The sequence below is a fragment of the Microcoleus sp. SVA1B4 genome (assembly GCF_036700545.1).
Taxonomy (GTDB): Bacteria; Cyanobacteriota; Cyanobacteriia; order Cyanobacteriales; family Microcoleaceae; genus Microcoleus.
Genome location: NZ_JAUBPB010000046.1, coordinates 1 through 16,562, shown reverse-complemented (window position 1 = coordinate 16,562; position 16,562 = coordinate 1). Strand labels below are relative to the sequence as shown.

General features: G+C 45.8%; 11 protein-coding genes. 3 read left to right on the top strand and 8 right to left on the bottom strand.

From position 1 onward, the window contains the following. Nucleotide 1 precedes the first annotated feature (1 nt). Complete coding sequence (locus tag QT987_RS19795) at nucleotides 2-2,128, bottom strand: carotenoid oxygenase family protein (RefSeq protein WP_333243259.1); 2,127 nt, start codon at nucleotides 2,126-2,128, stop codon at nucleotides 2-4. 581 nt (nucleotides 2,129-2,709) lie between these two features. On the opposite strand from QT987_RS19795, the gene surE reads away from it, so the two are divergent. Further along, nucleotides 2,710-3,387, top strand: coding sequence for a 5'/3'-nucleotidase SurE (gene surE, locus QT987_RS19790; protein ID WP_333243324.1), 678 nt, complete (start codon nucleotides 2,710-2,712; stop codon nucleotides 3,385-3,387). A 1,238-nt stretch (nucleotides 3,388-4,625) separates the two neighbouring features. Next, entirely contained in the window at nucleotides 4,626-5,498 is an 873-nt protein-coding gene (locus QT987_RS19785; RefSeq protein ID WP_333243255.1) for a pentapeptide repeat-containing protein, read from the top strand. Between the two features lie 146 nt (nucleotides 5,499-5,644). Here QT987_RS19785 and QT987_RS19780 read toward each other — a convergent pair whose 3' ends face one another. The 3 genes from QT987_RS19780 to QT987_RS19770 all read right to left on the bottom strand — a co-directional run bounded on the left by QT987_RS19780 (nucleotide 5,645) and on the right by QT987_RS19770 (nucleotide 9,631). Beyond that, nucleotides 5,645-6,859, bottom strand: a complete 1,215-nt coding sequence (locus QT987_RS19780; RefSeq protein WP_333243251.1) for an FAD-dependent oxidoreductase — start codon at nucleotides 6,857-6,859, stop codon at nucleotides 5,645-5,647. Between the two features lie 369 nt (nucleotides 6,860-7,228). Continuing rightward, nucleotides 7,229-8,761 carry an NAD(P)/FAD-dependent oxidoreductase gene (locus QT987_RS19775; protein WP_333243248.1) on the bottom strand — a complete coding sequence of 511 codons (1,533 nt, stop codon included), beginning with the start codon at nucleotides 8,759-8,761 and terminating at the stop codon, nucleotides 7,229-7,231. Between the two features lie 384 nt (nucleotides 8,762-9,145). Continuing rightward, nucleotides 9,146-9,631, bottom strand: coding sequence for a CRR6 family NdhI maturation factor (locus QT987_RS19770; RefSeq protein ID WP_333243245.1), 486 nt, complete (start codon nucleotides 9,629-9,631; stop codon nucleotides 9,146-9,148). 223 nt (nucleotides 9,632-9,854) lie between these two features. Here QT987_RS19770 and QT987_RS19765 point away from each other — a divergent pair, with 223 nt between their 5' ends. Further along, complete coding sequence (locus QT987_RS19765; protein ID WP_333243242.1) at nucleotides 9,855-10,232, top strand: DUF6984 family protein; 378 nt, start codon at nucleotides 9,855-9,857, stop codon at nucleotides 10,230-10,232. 128 nt (nucleotides 10,233-10,360) lie between these two features. Here QT987_RS19765 and QT987_RS19760 read toward each other — a convergent pair whose 3' ends face one another. The 4 genes from QT987_RS19760 to QT987_RS19745 all read right to left on the bottom strand — a co-directional run bounded on the left by QT987_RS19760 (nucleotide 10,361) and on the right by QT987_RS19745 (nucleotide 15,655). Further along, nucleotides 10,361-10,894: a helix-turn-helix transcriptional regulator gene (locus tag QT987_RS19760; RefSeq protein ID WP_333243239.1), complete on the bottom strand. Its 534-nt coding sequence runs from the start codon at nucleotides 10,892-10,894 to the stop codon at nucleotides 10,361-10,363. Then, entirely contained in the window at nucleotides 10,891-11,337 is a 447-nt protein-coding gene (locus tag QT987_RS19755; protein WP_333243236.1) for a DUF6932 family protein, read from the bottom strand. The genes QT987_RS19760 and QT987_RS19755 overlap by 4 nt, the downstream gene beginning before the upstream one ends. A gap of 131 nt (nucleotides 11,338-11,468) precedes the next feature. Continuing rightward, nucleotides 11,469-13,397 carry a DUF3685 domain-containing protein gene (locus tag QT987_RS19750; protein WP_333243233.1) on the bottom strand — a complete coding sequence of 643 codons (1,929 nt, stop codon included), beginning with the start codon at nucleotides 13,395-13,397 and terminating at the stop codon, nucleotides 11,469-11,471. A gap of 47 nt (nucleotides 13,398-13,444) precedes the next feature. Beyond that, a complete protein-coding gene (locus tag QT987_RS19745; protein WP_333243231.1) occupies nucleotides 13,445-15,655 on the bottom strand; it encodes a hypothetical protein in 2,211 nt (736 codons plus the stop codon). Nucleotides 15,656-16,562: the final 907 nt, after the last annotated feature.

The following is a 16,562-nucleotide window of genomic DNA, read 5'->3' as shown; positions in this document are numbered from 1 at the left end:
CTTAATGAAAATGGGGGTACACCTCATTCTCAAACAGCTTCCTAATCTCTGGCTCGTTTTGATCGACTAGCTCCTGGTAATCCTGTTGCACTGGAATCTTGTAACTAGCTTGGCGCTTAGAAATCTGTCGCAACCATGCTGTATGCAACGTAAACCCAAACTTGAGTTTTGAATTATGCAATTTGCACAGGGGGCCATCTGACAGTTTGTTACCATTGAAAATCCAAATTTGATTTGTGGGTCCCAATTTTTCGTCTTCAAAACAAACAGCACAGACGATGTAACCGTTTGTAGAACTTTCACCATCACCACGGGGTATGAACTGGGGTGATAGCGTCATGTAGCCACAAGGGAACTCATAGCGATCGGCAATCACCATCGACTTTGGGTGCAGCCTGAACAAGCAAGCAGGTTTACCCTTTTGGGCTAAGCGGATAACTTCTGAGAGCGGTATTAATCGGTACTTATAATCGTCGTACAGATCGACAATGTATTTTGTCATCAAATCTCGCCACAGTCCAAACGAACTCCAGTAGACATTTTCTAGCTTTCCTGGAGTCAAACCTGTAGGGAGCCTATCTAAGTAGGCATAGAGATCGACAGCCCATGTGGCGTTGATGTCGGAGATAACTTGGGACTCAATCAGTTGTCCAGTCTCTCCATGAATTATGTAGCGCCCCATTCGTCCGATGTCAGTCTCATCGTGTTCCATACCATGCAGGTAAGGTGGCACGGGTTTGTGGGGTTTGGAGGCTGAAACATCATACATTCTAAGCCATTCAGCTACTTGCATTCCACAAAGGTGGGCAACGTGGAGAGTGATATTGCCATTGGGATTATCATAATCCACCAAAAAATGGGCAGCTTCGAGAGGAATTACCACTTTCTGGGCGACGACTTCAACTTCCTTATTACTGCTAGCTGGACGCTGGCCTGCTTTTAGATCGGCACGGCGCACGATATAAATATTAGAATCCGGCAGAGGCGGACGTTCTAGTAATTTTCTCAAGTGCTGCTCTAGTTTTTTATTCTTGGGAAATGGGTTGTTGATTATCTGCTCCAGACCCGTAATGAAGGCGGTGTCCATCAGTACCACATAATCTTTAGTTACTCCTATTTGATGAATAGTTTGTTCAATTTTAACTGGCGTGCCATCAGGCAGTACCAGCTTCCATCGTTCCAGTTCGCCAACACCATCCCAGCAAACTACATAGGTAAAATCCTCCAATTCTTTCCCAAATATACTTCCAATGGAACTCATTAGGTTTTCAACTATGTCTCGGGAGAAGCCGAACACAGCACGGGAAATATCTTTGAGCAAATCTGTTTGACAGAACCCCGTCAGTGCTACGATAATTTCCTCTATTAGTTGGGGAATTTCTTCGATCTCATAAACCCACTGAATGCCTTCTATAAAACTAGCCGCTGATCTGCCGTAATTAACTGTAAACATCTTACCTTCACCGGAATAATCAAAGGCAGGATGAGCCGTACTCAAAATACTTTTGCAAGGAAATTTCTTAGGATTAATTATTATTGGAATTTTGAGTTGATCCAGTTCCCCCCGCCACTCTTGATTCGATCCAACTGGTGTTACCACTTCCAGGGTGTCTGTATCAATTTCATAAGGACGACCTGCATCATAGGTAACTAGCAAGCGATCGCAGGAGTCCGCAGCAAATTTCATGGGTAGAAAAGCTGTATTTAATTGATTACGCAGACCCAGAGACATAGACAACCGAGCAATGCCGCGATTGAGGAATTTATACTTTTCATACTCGCCTCCAGGCTGTGTTGCTTTGTCAGCATAGTAATCCGGTGGCTTAACAAGGCGAGTCTTCACCAACACTTTGCCTGGTTGATCAAAATCAAGCCTATAAATCATGCCATCGCCATTCAACAATGAGTCTCCGTCTTTAAATGGGAGTCCTCCTGATTCAACAGTGCCGACTGGAGCAACAATAAAAACGTGACCTTGCAAGTCCTCTGGTAGTTTCCCCTCAATAATCTCCAATTGGATCATCTTATGTGGTTCATCTAGTTCATCCCGACTGGCGGTCATAATCGACTGTGGAACGGCACAGCCCTCTGTTACTGCTTTGGTATTGCTTTTAGTGGGTTCGTTCATGTGGCTCTCCTGAGTTAAAATGTAATAATGGTAACAGTGTAGATAAGTATTTGATTTATGAATGGGAAATGAGGACTGTAACTTAGATACTATCTTTGATAAAGATTTGATATCTATTCTCCCATCCCCTGCGTCAAAGCGCAATTGGAATCGACATTAACTTATTATCGGCTCTCTCGTACTTATGGTGATAACGCAAGCTAATAATTTAGGACGATCGAGGGTTTCAAGGTTCAGTCTCAGATACTTAGTATCATCTGCTACTTTTAAGACCAAGCATCGGGGAGAGCCGAGGAAAAAATTATGTGATTAATTGATGTTTGCATCGACACTGATGTCATGAATGCTGCACAGGGGCAAGCGTAACAAGTCGCTTTAGCTGTCATATCAAGGTGCGACTCGGCTAAAATGTGGCGCGCCACATTTCTGGGGCAATTGTTCAATTAATGCGATGATATAAATGTGTGGCAATGCTCATACTGACGATCGCCACCAATCAACAACCAATTTGGGCTAGAGCTAGCAGAAGGTTGCCAGCCTCTGCGCTCTCAAATCGGTTCTATAAAACCGACACATCTTTAATGACGATAATTTTAACCAACGACGACGGCATCGATGCTCCCGGCATTCAAGCACTTTTGCAAGCAGTAAAGGGCAAAACAATTATGGTGGCTCCCCAAGGCCAATTGTCGGGCTGCGGGCATCAGGTGACGGCTCACAGTCCGATTCATGTCGATCGGCGATCGGAATTTGAGTATGCTGTAGGGGGAACACCGGCCGATTGCGTGCGTATTGCTCTTCATCACGTTTGTGCGAAACCGGATTTGGTGCTTTCGGGTATTAACGCGGGTGGCAATTTGGGGGTTGACGTGTATATTTCGGGTACGGTTGCGGCTGTGCGGGAAGCAGCCATGCACGGTATTCCGGGCATCGCAATTTCCCACCGGATTAAAAGGCCGCTCGAAATAGACTGGGATGTCGCTACTCGTTGGACATCGCGGGTGTTGGCGGATTTGCTGAATCGGGAACCAAAGTCGGGGTGTTTCTGGAATGTGAATTTGCCGCATTTAGCGCCCGGAAGTGCGGAACCGGAAATTGTGTTTTGCCAGCCTTCGACGCAGCCGCTGCCTGTGGTTTACCGGGTGGAGGGAGAATACTTTTATTATGCCGGAGAATATGGCTCGCGCGATCGGGCGGCGGGGACTGATGTTGACGTGTGTTTTGAGGGTAATATTGCGGTGACTGAGATATCGCTGTGATAGATTTGGGCGATCGAACTATATTTTTTTTTCAACAAAGTCTAAATAAATGGTGTTAAATTCGATCGGCGACAGAATGTTTCATATTCATCGCTAAAAACAGATTTCATTATACTTTGGGTTTAGCACTGCATATTCCCTAGATATAATAAACCTGTTTTCGGATTATCCCAAAATAGGATATTTAAATCTGTTAAAAATCGATAGTAATGACAATTACACAAAATTAATCGCAATTCCGAGAGTGGCCGCTATCTCTACTTGCGGCCGTCCGTGCTACCATAATTTTTTTTGTCATCCTTCGGCTTAGCAACACCATCAGGTTGTTTCTTTGGCTTTTTGACTTCTTTATTGCTTTTTCTTTCTTTGGACATGATAATTCCTCACTTTTGACTCAGCATAACATAGATTGACACATTTGCCTAACTGCCAGTTGAGGGGGTGAGTCTATACAGATATTACTCGCTGTTAGTTTTCTACAATCTGCAGTATATTATCTGCTAGGTTTTGAACAAATAGCATCTACCGTTAGGCATATCGATAAATTCCTCAGAAGTACAATCTCTGAAATTACTTTTAACCCCGATCGACTCAAGGAAATATGGAAAAGCACGAGCAGAACTGCTGCGAGACTACCGAGAAAAATTCGGGCTGATTAAGCTGTTGTTCCACATCTAATTTTCCTGAAAAATGACAGTAGATCAAATATGCAGCTATGCTCCTGCCAGCCTTCGCGACACCTGACTCAAAAACAACCAACAAATTTGCAGTCTCGGTTTAAAAAAGCTGTTAGCCACAGTGGACAACAAGAATATAGCAATCCTAAATCATTTGTGAAAATCCTTTGTGAATCTCTTACTCCCTCCCCTTGATAAGGGGAGGGTTGGGGTGGGGTAAAAAATTTACGACTCCTGCAAGAATTGCTATATTGATTTTAACTATTGATTAACACTTCGGACAGTGTTTGATGACTTACCTACTGAGAATAACGGTTTCACGGATCTCAGTACGATCGCAACGCTTGCCGAAGCATACTAGAGACTCACGATAAATCAAGGGTTTCAGACTATGAGTTCAAAACGGTCGGGACTATGGAAAAAGCACAAAGTATATGTATAAATATAAAGTTAATTGTCAGCTTTCTTGAAAGTGCGATCCAGTCCGCTCCTTTTGAGATAAAATACTTATAAAGAGTGTTTATTTCTAGATTAATTTCCGCTATAAGGAATGTGACCCGTATGGAAGTAACCGAGCTGCTCAAAGAGTACGAAAATGGAAACAGAGACTTTGCTGACGCAAACCTCAGCGGAGCAAACCTCAGCGGAGCTATGTTAGTTGGCGTCAACCTTTCAAGGGCTAACCTGTCGGGAGCTAACCTGAGTCGGGCGCATCTCACCAAAGCAGAGCTCAACGACGCAAACCTTTACAGGGCAAATCTGAGTTTTGCCAAAATGGGTCAAGCCAGACTAGCCGATGCAGAGCTGACAAAAGCCAATCTCAGCGGAGCTTTCCTCGTCAAAGCAAAACTGCCCAGGGCAAAGTTGAGTGGCGCCCAACTCATCGGTAGCAACCTGCGGAGCGCCATCCTCTGGAACGCCAATTTGTGTACAGCCGACATGCAATTCATCAACCTGCGGGGCGCGAACCTCACGGGAGCAAACCTCAATTGGGCCAACTGCGGAGGGGCAAAACTCAGCGGTGCAAAGCTTTTTGGCGCTCAACTAACAGGCATCTATCTCAGGAAAGCTTACATCAATGGCATCGACCTGAGCAGGACGGATCTCAATGGCGTCAACCTGAGCGAAGCCAAACTGAACGGGGTAAACCTGGAAGGCTCGAACTTGTTAGCTGCCAATCTCAGCGGGGCTCAGTTGCGGGGCGTCCAGTTGATGGGAGCAGATTTAACCAGGGCAAATCTGGTGGGGGTTTCTTTGGTGCAGGCAAACCTCGATTGGGCTAGGCTGTGCTATGCAGACTTGAGCGAAGCCGACTTGAGCGGCGCAAGTTTCACGGGAACCAACTTTGAGGGTACTCAGTTAGCCGGATCAACAATCCCCCCATCTTTGAGCAATGATGTCTACTTAACTGCAGCACGTGGTGTCGCAGCTTAGGCAAGGCCAAAAATTAATTTCGCATCCGAGTGTACGACTCTCGCATTGGTTTAACTTTTGATGCCGACATCATTACTTTTGTGAGAGTGTTGCACCGGCAAGAAATTTACTGATATTTGCGAGAGTTTGTAGCATCACAATTGAGCTCACCCGATTAATTTCGCGACTCGCAAAGCAGAGGTAATGGCTCCTTCGTGCAAACCATCCCCCAAATAAGCTCCCGCATGATAAGTGTTGTTCTCGCCATTAGTCTCGATAACTTCATTTCGATATCGAAAAGACTCGACAGTGTACAGCGGCGTGTGATGTTTCTGAATGTGAATAATGTGCTTTTGGGCGATCGACTCCTGCAGTTGAAAAGCTAAACTGTACTCTCGTGGCGAGGAGATACCGCAAAGCTGATTCAAGCTCGCATTATATCCCCATCCCTTGTCCGTCTCGAAAAAATCAAATTCTGATAACTTGCGGATACCATAGCGATCGTACATCGATGTATCCGAATGCAGTACAGTGGTTGCATAATTGGCTTTCCACGCCGAAAACCGCTTCGTTTCCGCATCAGTCGGATCAGACAATAACCTCATCACTTGATCTGGTGGCATCGCAAAAACCACCTTCTCAAATTCCTGGATTTCCCCATCAGAAAGCACAATTTTTACAGCATTCGCACTTCTAAAAATATTGGCAATCTCCACATTTAGCCGTATATCGCCCTTAAATCGCTCCAAAATCTTTTCAATGTAAGAATACACCCCGCCTTTAATCCTCACCCAGTTGACCAAGCCATATTCGCGTAGAACAGGCATCGCTAATTCGGCCGGGAAATTGTCGAGCAATTCAAACGGTATCGAGTAGCTGTACATCGTCAGCAACTTCAGCCAATAATTGCGGACGCACGAGCTTTTCAAAGACTCAGAAAGCGACACATCGTAGAAATCGTGCTGTTTAGCAAACCGCATTTTTAAAATAAATCCCGCCGAACGAGCGTAGAGACTATCAAGTCGCAAATACTCGATCAGGCGTTGGATTCCGGTGAAATTCTTTTGGATAGATACCGCAGACAAAAAGTGGGTGCCATCTTTAAAAAACAGCGCGGAACCAATCTGCACAGGTTCTAATTCAACGTCTAGCTCCTGCATAAAAGCCGCGAAATTGTAAAATACAGTGGGAAATTCCAGCACTCCATTTTCTAATATTTCATTGCACTCAGATTGATTGGGTACAACATTTTTGTTCAGCGTCCGAATGTGTCCGCCTAAAATCGGCTGCTTTTCCAACACAGTGACGTGATGCCCCTGTTTATCGAGCCAGTAGGCTGCTGCCATACCACTGGCTCCGCCCCCAACAATTGCAATTCTCATAGTTCACTCCTAGATTGATAGGAAGAAGTTCGGCAACGGATGTAACGGATGTAACGGATGTAACGGATGTAACGGATGTAACGGATGTAACGGATGTCGGGAAGAAGGAAGAAGGAAGAAGGAAGAAGGAAGAAGAAGAAATTCTCGTTTCCAGGTATAATGTGGAAACGCATTTGAGTCTTGCTGTGCTTCGTCATTTTTAAGAGGAGGCAGAGCCTCCAGAAATTCATTCCTTGGCAGAGCCAAGGAACGAGATAATGAGAGCAGAAACTAGAGATTTTTAAGAAGAGGCAGAGCAAGAGTGAAATTCATTTCTTGGCTTTGCCAAGAAACGAGAGAAACAGGAAAATAACCAATTGCCAATTTTCCTTAGCCTAAAATCGCATCGCCGGATAAACGTTGATAAAGCAGCGCCCCCGTCCAAAATGTCGGCGCAAAGCCTGGATAGCCCGAAGAGGCGTTGCAGAAATAGAAATTGTTGAGGGATGTTTCATGATTTAGTCGATCGACCCCCATGTTTTTTGGCGTCAGAGTAGAACCGTAGGAATTGCCGTTAGGACACCAACAGAAGCGCTCGTTAGTCGTCGGACTTCCGGTAATATGAAACACCATGTGTTTGCGGAAATTCGGAACATAGTGTTTTTCAACTACATCTAAAATCGAGTCCAGAATCTCTTGTTTCTTCTGTCTGTAAGCTTTGCGATCGCTCTCCCAAAGCTGTTTAAAATAGCTGTAATTAGCAACAGTCAGAAATTCCACAATTTGACAATCTTCTGGACAATCCCGCCGCGCTTCCGTCAGTAAAGTTGGCGTTGTAATTGCAAAGCTCGGACGAGAAAAATCATTGTGCTCATACATTTGAGCAAAAGCTTCATTTAGATCCAAGTGTTCCGAATGAAACGTATTCCACTTGCCAAATCCATAATCTCGGAGATCGATATCTTTGACAACGCAGTACACCATGTAGTTAGATGCAGAATACTCATAGTTGAGTTTTCGCCGCACTTTTTTAGAGAACAGTTCCTCTCCAATCATTTTGGCCGCTCTTTTCGGGTCGAGGTTGCAAATCACCGTGTCACCCGTGAATTCATGGGTTTGATGGGTGGTCAAATCTATCGCTTCAACGCCAGTTACTGTTCTGTTTGTCACCCTAAAATTCGTGACTTCATGGTTTAGTAGAACTTTCCCTCCGTTGGATTCAATGACATTAACTAAAGAATTGATGACAGATTCAAAATGCTGCGTCGGGTAAAATGCGCCTTCTTGATAGCCTCTAAACAAGGCAATCCAAGCATAGAAAGAAAGCTGATTTGGAGGCAGCAAAAAGTCCGGCCATTGCAGGGCTAATAGGGTTTGGGCGGCTTGCGGGAGTTGGAACTTGTCGAAAACGTCCTGAAGTGTACTGTTGAGGTGTTGGACGGCACAGAATACGTCACCGAAGTTTTTGAGCAATTCAATTGGTTTGACGGGAGGAGCGAGTTTTCTTAGTCCTTCGCCGGTTTTCTCGACTTCGTTGACGAATTGGCGAATTCTCTCGCCCGCTTCGGGAAACAGCGCCGACAATCGGCGGATCAGTTCCTCTGGTTCCGAGGGAATATCCAGTGCATACCCAGGCATTCTCATGTGGTCGTAGCCATTCGGATCGTACCGCTCAAAGGTGACATCTCGATCGAGACCGAGTTTTTTGAGAACTCGATTGACTGTATGTCCTTCGCCGCAGTCCCAAACGTAGTGGAATTGGGCATTAAAGGTGTATTTTTTGGCCATCGTAAAGGTGTGACCAAAGCCTCCGGGATGCTCGTGAGCTTCGAGGATGTGTACGGTTTTGCCGGAGTTTGCCATCAAAGCTCCGAAAACCAATGCTGATAAACCACTGCCGACGATGAGGTAATCTGTTTTCATGGGAAATTTCCTCGATCGATTGAATCGGGCGATCGTTGTTTATTTAAACTAACTCTCAATTCTGAGGAAATTCTGAAGAGGGCTTACCACGCTATTTGTGGGGTACGCACTGTACACCTTACGCCTTTTTGGGCGGGCGGGACGCCCACCCCACAATAGTGTGAAGCATCTAAATTTAGGCTCGCGAATTAAATAACTTACAATTTTAATTGTTATTGTGGGATGGGCGTCCCGCCCGTCCTTTTTGGGCGGGCTAGAAGCCCACCCCACAATAGTGTGAAGCATCTAAATTTTACAGTCAAGTTTGAGCGACTTCTTGTGGGGAGTAGGGGTTGGGCGTCCCGCCCGCCCAAAAAATACAATTTAGGTGGGCTTACTTACAGCTTATTTGTGCGGCACAATCACATCAAAAAAAGCATCCTCCAAATCATAACCAAACATCTGCGACATCGCCATCAACTTCGATTTACTGGGAATTCCCTGCTGATTCAACCAATCAGTCAACACAAAAATTTTGTTCATCAAAAACATTTCCAAAGCTTCAGGATTGTACTGAATACCTTGGGTGCGGTGGAACTGGTGCGGCACCAACATCGCCGCATAGCGCGCCAATTCTCCCGCTTTCCAATCCAGTAAAAATGGCAGCCAAGGGTAACAAGCATCCAAGCGAATAAACCACAGCCGCACTTCGGGAATTTCTGAAATTTCTCGCGGATCTAACTCTTCGCGCGGATACTCAATTTCAAATTGTAGCTGTTGTTCGTTTTGGGCGATCGCTCCTTCGGCCAGCCACTTTTCAATCACAGTCCGCACCGGAGACAAATCTAAACTGTTTATGCGATCGGCATCTATCGGTATCATAATACTCATAAAAAGTCAACCCATTTTAAATGTTAGATTGCTCCCACCGATGGATTCGGGGGCAAGAGACCCAATTGCTTGATTGTCAACTGGATAGCATTTAGCGATCGTACCACCAACCATAAACATTTTATAGCAGAATGAATAAGGAATAAGGAATAAGGAATAAGGCAAATGCAATAAAATCAATTTATTTAGCCTTTACCTATGATAATAATGGTTTTCTCAAAGGTTGTCTTACACCACCAAAATAATAAAAATGCGCCTACTAAAATTCGGTGAATCAGCATTGATTAAAGCTCTACTTATGACCAACTCTAAACTTGCTGAAGTAATAGTACCAACACTAAACACTGCGCTTGTTGAGGACATGGACGATGGTGGGATGGGTAGCCTCCGCTTCAAATCCTGCCCTGCTGATTCAGGCAGAAGGCTTGGCAGAACAGTCGCTGAAGCTGAATTTTTAGATGAAGATGGAGTTCCTGTATCTGTCGAATTGAATTTAGATGAGCATCGTCAACTTTTTGAGCTTGATGTTTGGAAATTTGATTATTCTCCTGTGTCTAGATGGCCAGACCTGGGACAACTTGTGATTAAAGGAAGAATCTAATAAAGGCGATCGCACTTTCGATGGTCTTGCAAATTGTTGAGATTCTTCGCTTCATTCAGAATGACATAATTTAGGTTGTTAATGCTTCTAGGAATAAATTCGCGCTCGCCCTCGCTAATAACTAATGACTATTTCTCGACTTGATGAGCCTTAATTTCTAACTTCTTTCCTTGTCGCTCCACAAACTCCGCTAGAGTTTTTTTCCTAATTTCTATTTCCTGAAAATCCACCGCAAAACTAGCTGTTTTTAGTTCAACTGCTAAGGATTCCGTAATATCGATAATTTCCACCCAGCTAGCACATTGATAATCTGACTCTTCATATTGTTTAATTCTGTTTTCTTCAAGCCCCAACCTATCCGCAAGTTCCTTTTGACTCATTTTGGCAGCAATTCGAGCTTTAATTAAGACTCTTGGCAGCTCTAAAATCGAGTCTACTTCTATTTTGAGGTCTTGGCTGCGATCGCACCCTACCAATCTTTCATACTCAGCTATTTCTGCATTGAAAGCATCCAGGTGACTTTGGATCGATTCACGCATCACTGACCACCAAGGATCGTTCTTTTTTACCTCTTCATCTTGTGCGTCATATTGGGCTAGCGTATATTCACATTTTTTCAGTAACTCTTGCGTGTATTCATATTGATTTTCATTTCTAATCATGGCGACCACCTGACTAAATCTATAGCAATAATTCCTTTGGGATTTCGCTCTCTGTCCCGCTGAAATAGTTCATAGGAAGTTAGATCGTAACTACCGACTGGTTGGTCGGATGGAAATATTTCACCGCGATAAAAAGCTTTTTGAGCAGCTCGGTCTGCATAATTTCTCAGTCGAGGAGCATGAGTTTTCAGATAATTCATATCCACCTCCTCCCTATCCCAACAAGCATCAAAATCTTGAGGAGCTACTTTGCTAGTAACAAAGCTACCATTGATGTAAATTGTCCTGCATCCTGCTGCTTTTAGTTGCTCCATTGCCATTTGCAATCCATCTATCATGCGACTGCGACGCGGTGTTGTTCCAAATCTGTCTTTGAACTCTTCCCACTCTGCCCAATGCACCCCTGGTGGCAAGTTACCATGCTCATCAAATTCTGGAATCATACCCTCATGCCTTTACACCTTAACACAATTTCATTGTCAGTTTTTAATGACTGTTGATTTCCTCAGCATACCTTCATCGTTGGGGTAAATAACCGGGATTTAGTATTATACCTAGAATATCCTGCAACCAATTACCCATTTTTCCCAAACTTGCTATCCTGCAAAGAATTACCAATCCCCTGGATAATTCCCCGCCCGATCAAACCAATTCCCCGCCCAATTACCTGAGTCAAAACGTAAACAACGCCAGCACCCAACAGCGAAATAACCGCGCGAACTCTAGGTGCGATCGCATCCCTGGTTTCCAGCAGCAAAGTCAAGGCTAACTGCCACCCAGACAACTGTGCTAACTCTAGATTTCTAGGAGCATAAATAGAAATTCTCTTAATTCCAGAATCGCCCAAAACAAACAGCCAAAACCTGCTTTCAAAAATAGCTTTCGGTTCCACAAAATATCTATCCCAGCTATATCTCCACGACAAATCATTGCGAAATCTCTCAATTTCTCGCGTCGAAATCAACTTACCATCGTAAAAAATTTGCTTAATTTCTTCAATATTTGCCAAATTATTTAGTAGAGGCTGTACTACTCCGCTAGCAACTTGGATTGCCAAATTTTCTAACAAAGCTTCAGCTCGCTGCATCGCTTCCGGGCTGCCAGCAACACAAGAAACATTGTCAACTGTTAGAGGAGTTTCAAATAGCAAATGTGCAAAAAAATCAACAGTCATCGGTATTTTGTCAAGGATTTCGGCTGCAACTACATCAGCATCTGCTAGCAACTGCGGTACAACTTCTACGCTGCTGCCTGCCCAGATGTCAGTAGCGCTTTCCCCTTGACTTTCTCCCAGTGTCAAGCTGGTTTTACTGCCATCAAAAACCAGATTTTCTTCCGTTTGCAGTGTATAGTATCTGCCAAAAAAATCTATGATTGTCGCCTGCCACAAATCCCGTAAAATAGCAGGCATTTTTTGCGACAATTGAGTTTCCTGCACTTGCGAAAAGCGCAATTCCTCCAGCAAATCCTTTAACTTCCGCAGGATGGAAGTCATCAATTCACGCTTTTTGGTCGATCGCAAAATATCGATTTCCAAAGGCAAGCCAGTCAAATTCACCAAATCAAACTGCAATTTAGCTGCCGCCGAGTCAAACAAGCTACCTTGCCAATTAGTTGCAACCACCAAAGATCCCGCCAAAACTTGGGACTTCGCTAATTGCGATTGAGAATTCTTTAACAAATTCTCGCCTCTAATTTCTTCTTTCTCCCCTCTGCCTTCTTTCCTCTGCTTTCTTCCTTCTGCCTTCTCCCCTTTCCCTTCAAATAATAACTGACTGACTATCCAGCGAGCTGCGAGCAATTCCCTGCGGCGCCCGCTGAGTACAACCCCATCTAAAATAGAAGGCAAATCTGTCGGTTCGGCGGCTCTGATATCTTGCAAATCAGCTTGAACAACCGCCAAAGTTGCATCTATTTCGCGCAGTCCAGAGAGGCACAAATGAGCCAGCATTTTTTTGTGTACTGGCGTATCAACTGTCGAATTCTCTGCATTTTTATCTACAATTACTGCGGATTTTTCTACTGTTTGAACCACCGCTGCGTTTAGTTCTGTTTCCGAGTTAGCTGCCGCATCCGGCGCCCAATAAGTGCAACCAGACGCCACAGCGCGAATAGCTTCGATTGTCAGGGAAATATCTCTACCTTTAGGACAATAGCCATTCGCGCCCGTCGCCTGTAACTCCGCCAACAGATCCGGTGTCAGCGGCCCGCCTAGCAGCAACAGAGGCAGGTTGGGGTACAAACTTTTGAGTTGGCGACAAAATGCCACCGCCTCTATTTGACCCGATCGCAAATTTAGGGTCTCAACAGCCAAAATTACCAAATCTGCGGGCTTCTTGGCTGCTCCAGAGTCGAGCGAGCGAGTTTCTAGAACTCGCAAAGCCTCGGTTGGGGTTGAAACCTCTGCAACAACTTGCAAGTCTGGATACTGCTCGCAAGCGATTCGCAGCCCCAGCCGGAAAATGGGGTCGCCTTCGATCGTCAGCACTTGGAAATTACTCACTTGATTTTAGATTTGAGATTTTAGAGACTGATCGCGCGAAAACCCAATTACTCCGGGAGCAAATTAGCATCAGGAGGTCCAACCGATTCAGGAATCGAGGGTGGCGCCGGTTCTGGAGCTGGAGCCGGAGGAGCCGGTTCCGGAGCCGGAGCCGGGGCCTGTTCTCTCGCGGGTGGATAGTAAGGTTCCGGCTCCGGAGCGGGTGGATAGTAAGGTTCCGGTTCCGGCTCTCTCGCAGGCGGATAGTAAGGTTCCGGCTCTCTAGCAGGCGGATAGTAAGGTTCCGGTTCCGGCTCTCTCGCAGGCGGATAGTAAGGCTCTGGCTCTGGCGCGTACTCCTCCTGTCGCGGAGCTGGCGCGTACTCCTCCTGTCGCGGAGCTGGCGCGTACTCCTCTGCTGGAGCTGGCGCGTACTCGCGAGCGGGTTCCGGCGCGTACTCGCGAGCGGCTTCCGGCGGGGGCGCACTGTTGGCTCTGAGTTCAGCACTCCAGCGCCCGATCGCACCTGCCGCCTCTGAATACAGCGCCCTACCGTAACCGATTTGGGAAGCAGTATCGATCGCCGCTCCTAGACTGCCTTGAGATGCCAATTCCGCAGCGCGATCGAGAATCGGTCTGTCTTGAGCCACTTGCAGTTCGCTCACCCACTGATAGACATTATCCTGAGCTTTCGCGTACAAAATCCTACCGCTCTTAATTGCCGAAGCTTTTTCAATAGCAGCACTAAGTTTTCCTTGCTTCGCCAGGGCGATCGCTTCATCCAAAAAAGGCTGATCTTGAATAACTTCTATGCGTTTCGTCCACTCAGCCAAGAGAGTTTGCGCTTCTATTCTGCGGGGCCGGTTTTGAGCAACCAGGACTAACTGAGCCATGCCACCCTTGAGTCCTTCAACCGTTTGCGTTTCTGCCAACTGCTTCGCCAGAGTCAGAAAAGATTGGTCTTCTATCCGCTGAATTTCCCGGCGCCAAGAAGCCACTAAAGTTTGAGCGTGAATCCGCCGCGGCTGCTTGATTCCGATAGTTTGCGCTTGCTCGATCGCGAGTCCAAACGTCCCTATGTGACCGAAACTCGCGATCGTACTCGCCACTTGCAGCCGCAGCAAATCTTGAAACTGCACCTGCAAATTTTCAATTTGAACTTGAGCTTGCTTGTACAGAGGGCGACCCGGAGCTATTTGGCTAGCAGCCCCCTTCCCTTCCAGCAAGCTAAAAATGTGTTGTGGCAGCGGAGTTGATATCGACTGGTTCCACGTCACTGCCTGAGCCCTACCCAACTGCATCAAATCTTGAGCTTCCGCAAATAGTAGCGAATCCTGTGGCACAACAGAAGCAGCCTCGATCGCCCCCGGCAAATCTTTCGCCCCCAACCGCTTAGTCGCCATTGCCAGCAAAGTCCGGCTCCAGCCCTCAATTTCCTTCTCAGCTTTAGCGCGGGCAAAAAGCTGCGAGTCTATTTTTCGAGCTAGGACGATCGCCTCAGCGAACTTTTGCGGAGTCTCGTCCTTCGCCAAATCTCTAGCCTCTTGCAAGCGCTGCCAGCCGTTTCTTTCCAATGAAATCTGCCCTATCAGCTCGTTGTAACGCTTCTGACTCCAGAAAATATTTTCCAGCTTGAACAAAGCTTGAGCATAATCCCAAGCCTTCCTTAAATCCTCACTTTTCAAAGCTGCTAGGGCTGTATCGTAGAGTTTTTGGCCCTCCTGCCAATTTTTTTCCCAAGCAGTCACAGCCTCTTCTACTTCGGGGTAAGACCGACTGGTTTTCGGAATTTTCGCCACAATCTCCAGAGCACCTTTCAAATCGCCCCTCTCAATTTTTGCCCTGGCAAATCCCAGAATGGCCTTCGACCATTCCCCTATCAAATGTTGACCTTGCGAGTATAGCGGATGTTCTTTCGGCCAAGCCTGCACCAATGCCATTGCCGATTCTAGCTGTTCTAGCTTGCCCGACTTAGCAGCTTGCTGAGCGCAGTAAAGTCGCTCTCCGTCCGCCGCCAGCGGCGACAGTTGCTGGCAATTGGGCGGTGGAGGCATCGTCAGCAACCACAGAAATGCAGCGGCCCCCGTTACTCCAAATCCCACCAGGAGACTCAGCCAGATAAGCTGCCACTGCCAAAAAGTTCTTTTTCCCTCGCTCGGCGCAGCCGTTACGAAGGAACTCGCATCGCCTGTCGCCTCTGCACTGAACTGTGCCGTCGGTTTAGGGGATGGGTTGTATTGCGGTGGTGTGTGGAATTGGTCAGATTGTCGTCTCGCCATTACTTCAGCCTGTCCTGTAATGCGCTCTAGAATGTGACACTCCTACATCAAATCTATAGATTGTGATGTGGGCTTCTGACTCCTGTTAAGGAGATCGAGAACTTCCTTCAAGGTACTGGCAATCTTTCCCTCTACGGCGTTTTATAGTGAGGTTTGTGTCTGGCCCCACTGGTTGCTTCCGAGTATTTTATGCTCTCGAAGCACGTAAATCATACCAGTTATCAAACATTTATTGACATATTCCGGGGCAGTTTAGCAGAAAAAACAGTATAAAGCCCGTCAGTCTATCAATTTTAGATTTTAGATTTTAGATTTTAGATTTTAGATTTGACTCCACAGATGAATTGGGGGAGGGATTCAACTAAGCTCTCATATTAAATCCGGGTCAGAATTTTCCTGACCAGACTCAGCAGTTTAAACCGCCCAGCAATAATTTTAGATTTTAGATTTTAGATTTTAGATTTTAGATTTTAGATTTTAGATTTGACTCCACAGATGAATTGGGGGAGGGATTCAACTAAGCTCTCATATTAAATCCGGGTCAGAATTTTCCTGACCAGACTCAGCAGTTTAAACCGCCCAGCAATAATTTTAGATTTTAGATTTTAGATTTTAGATTTTAGATTTGACTCCACAGATGAATTGGGGGAGGGATTCAACTCAGGTCTAATATTAAATCCGGATCAGAAATTCCCTTATCAGACTCAGCGGTTGAAACCGCAAATACACAAACTTTCGTCTCCTCCAAGCCGATTAAAAAATCAAGGGGGGACTACAGCCGGATTTGGTTTACACTTTTACGTGTAGCCGGTAGAACTGATTTTTTGGGTTTAGGAATGAGAATTAAATAACTTCCACAAGATTGTGGGATGGGCGTCCCGCCCGTCCAAAAAGGACGGGCGGGACG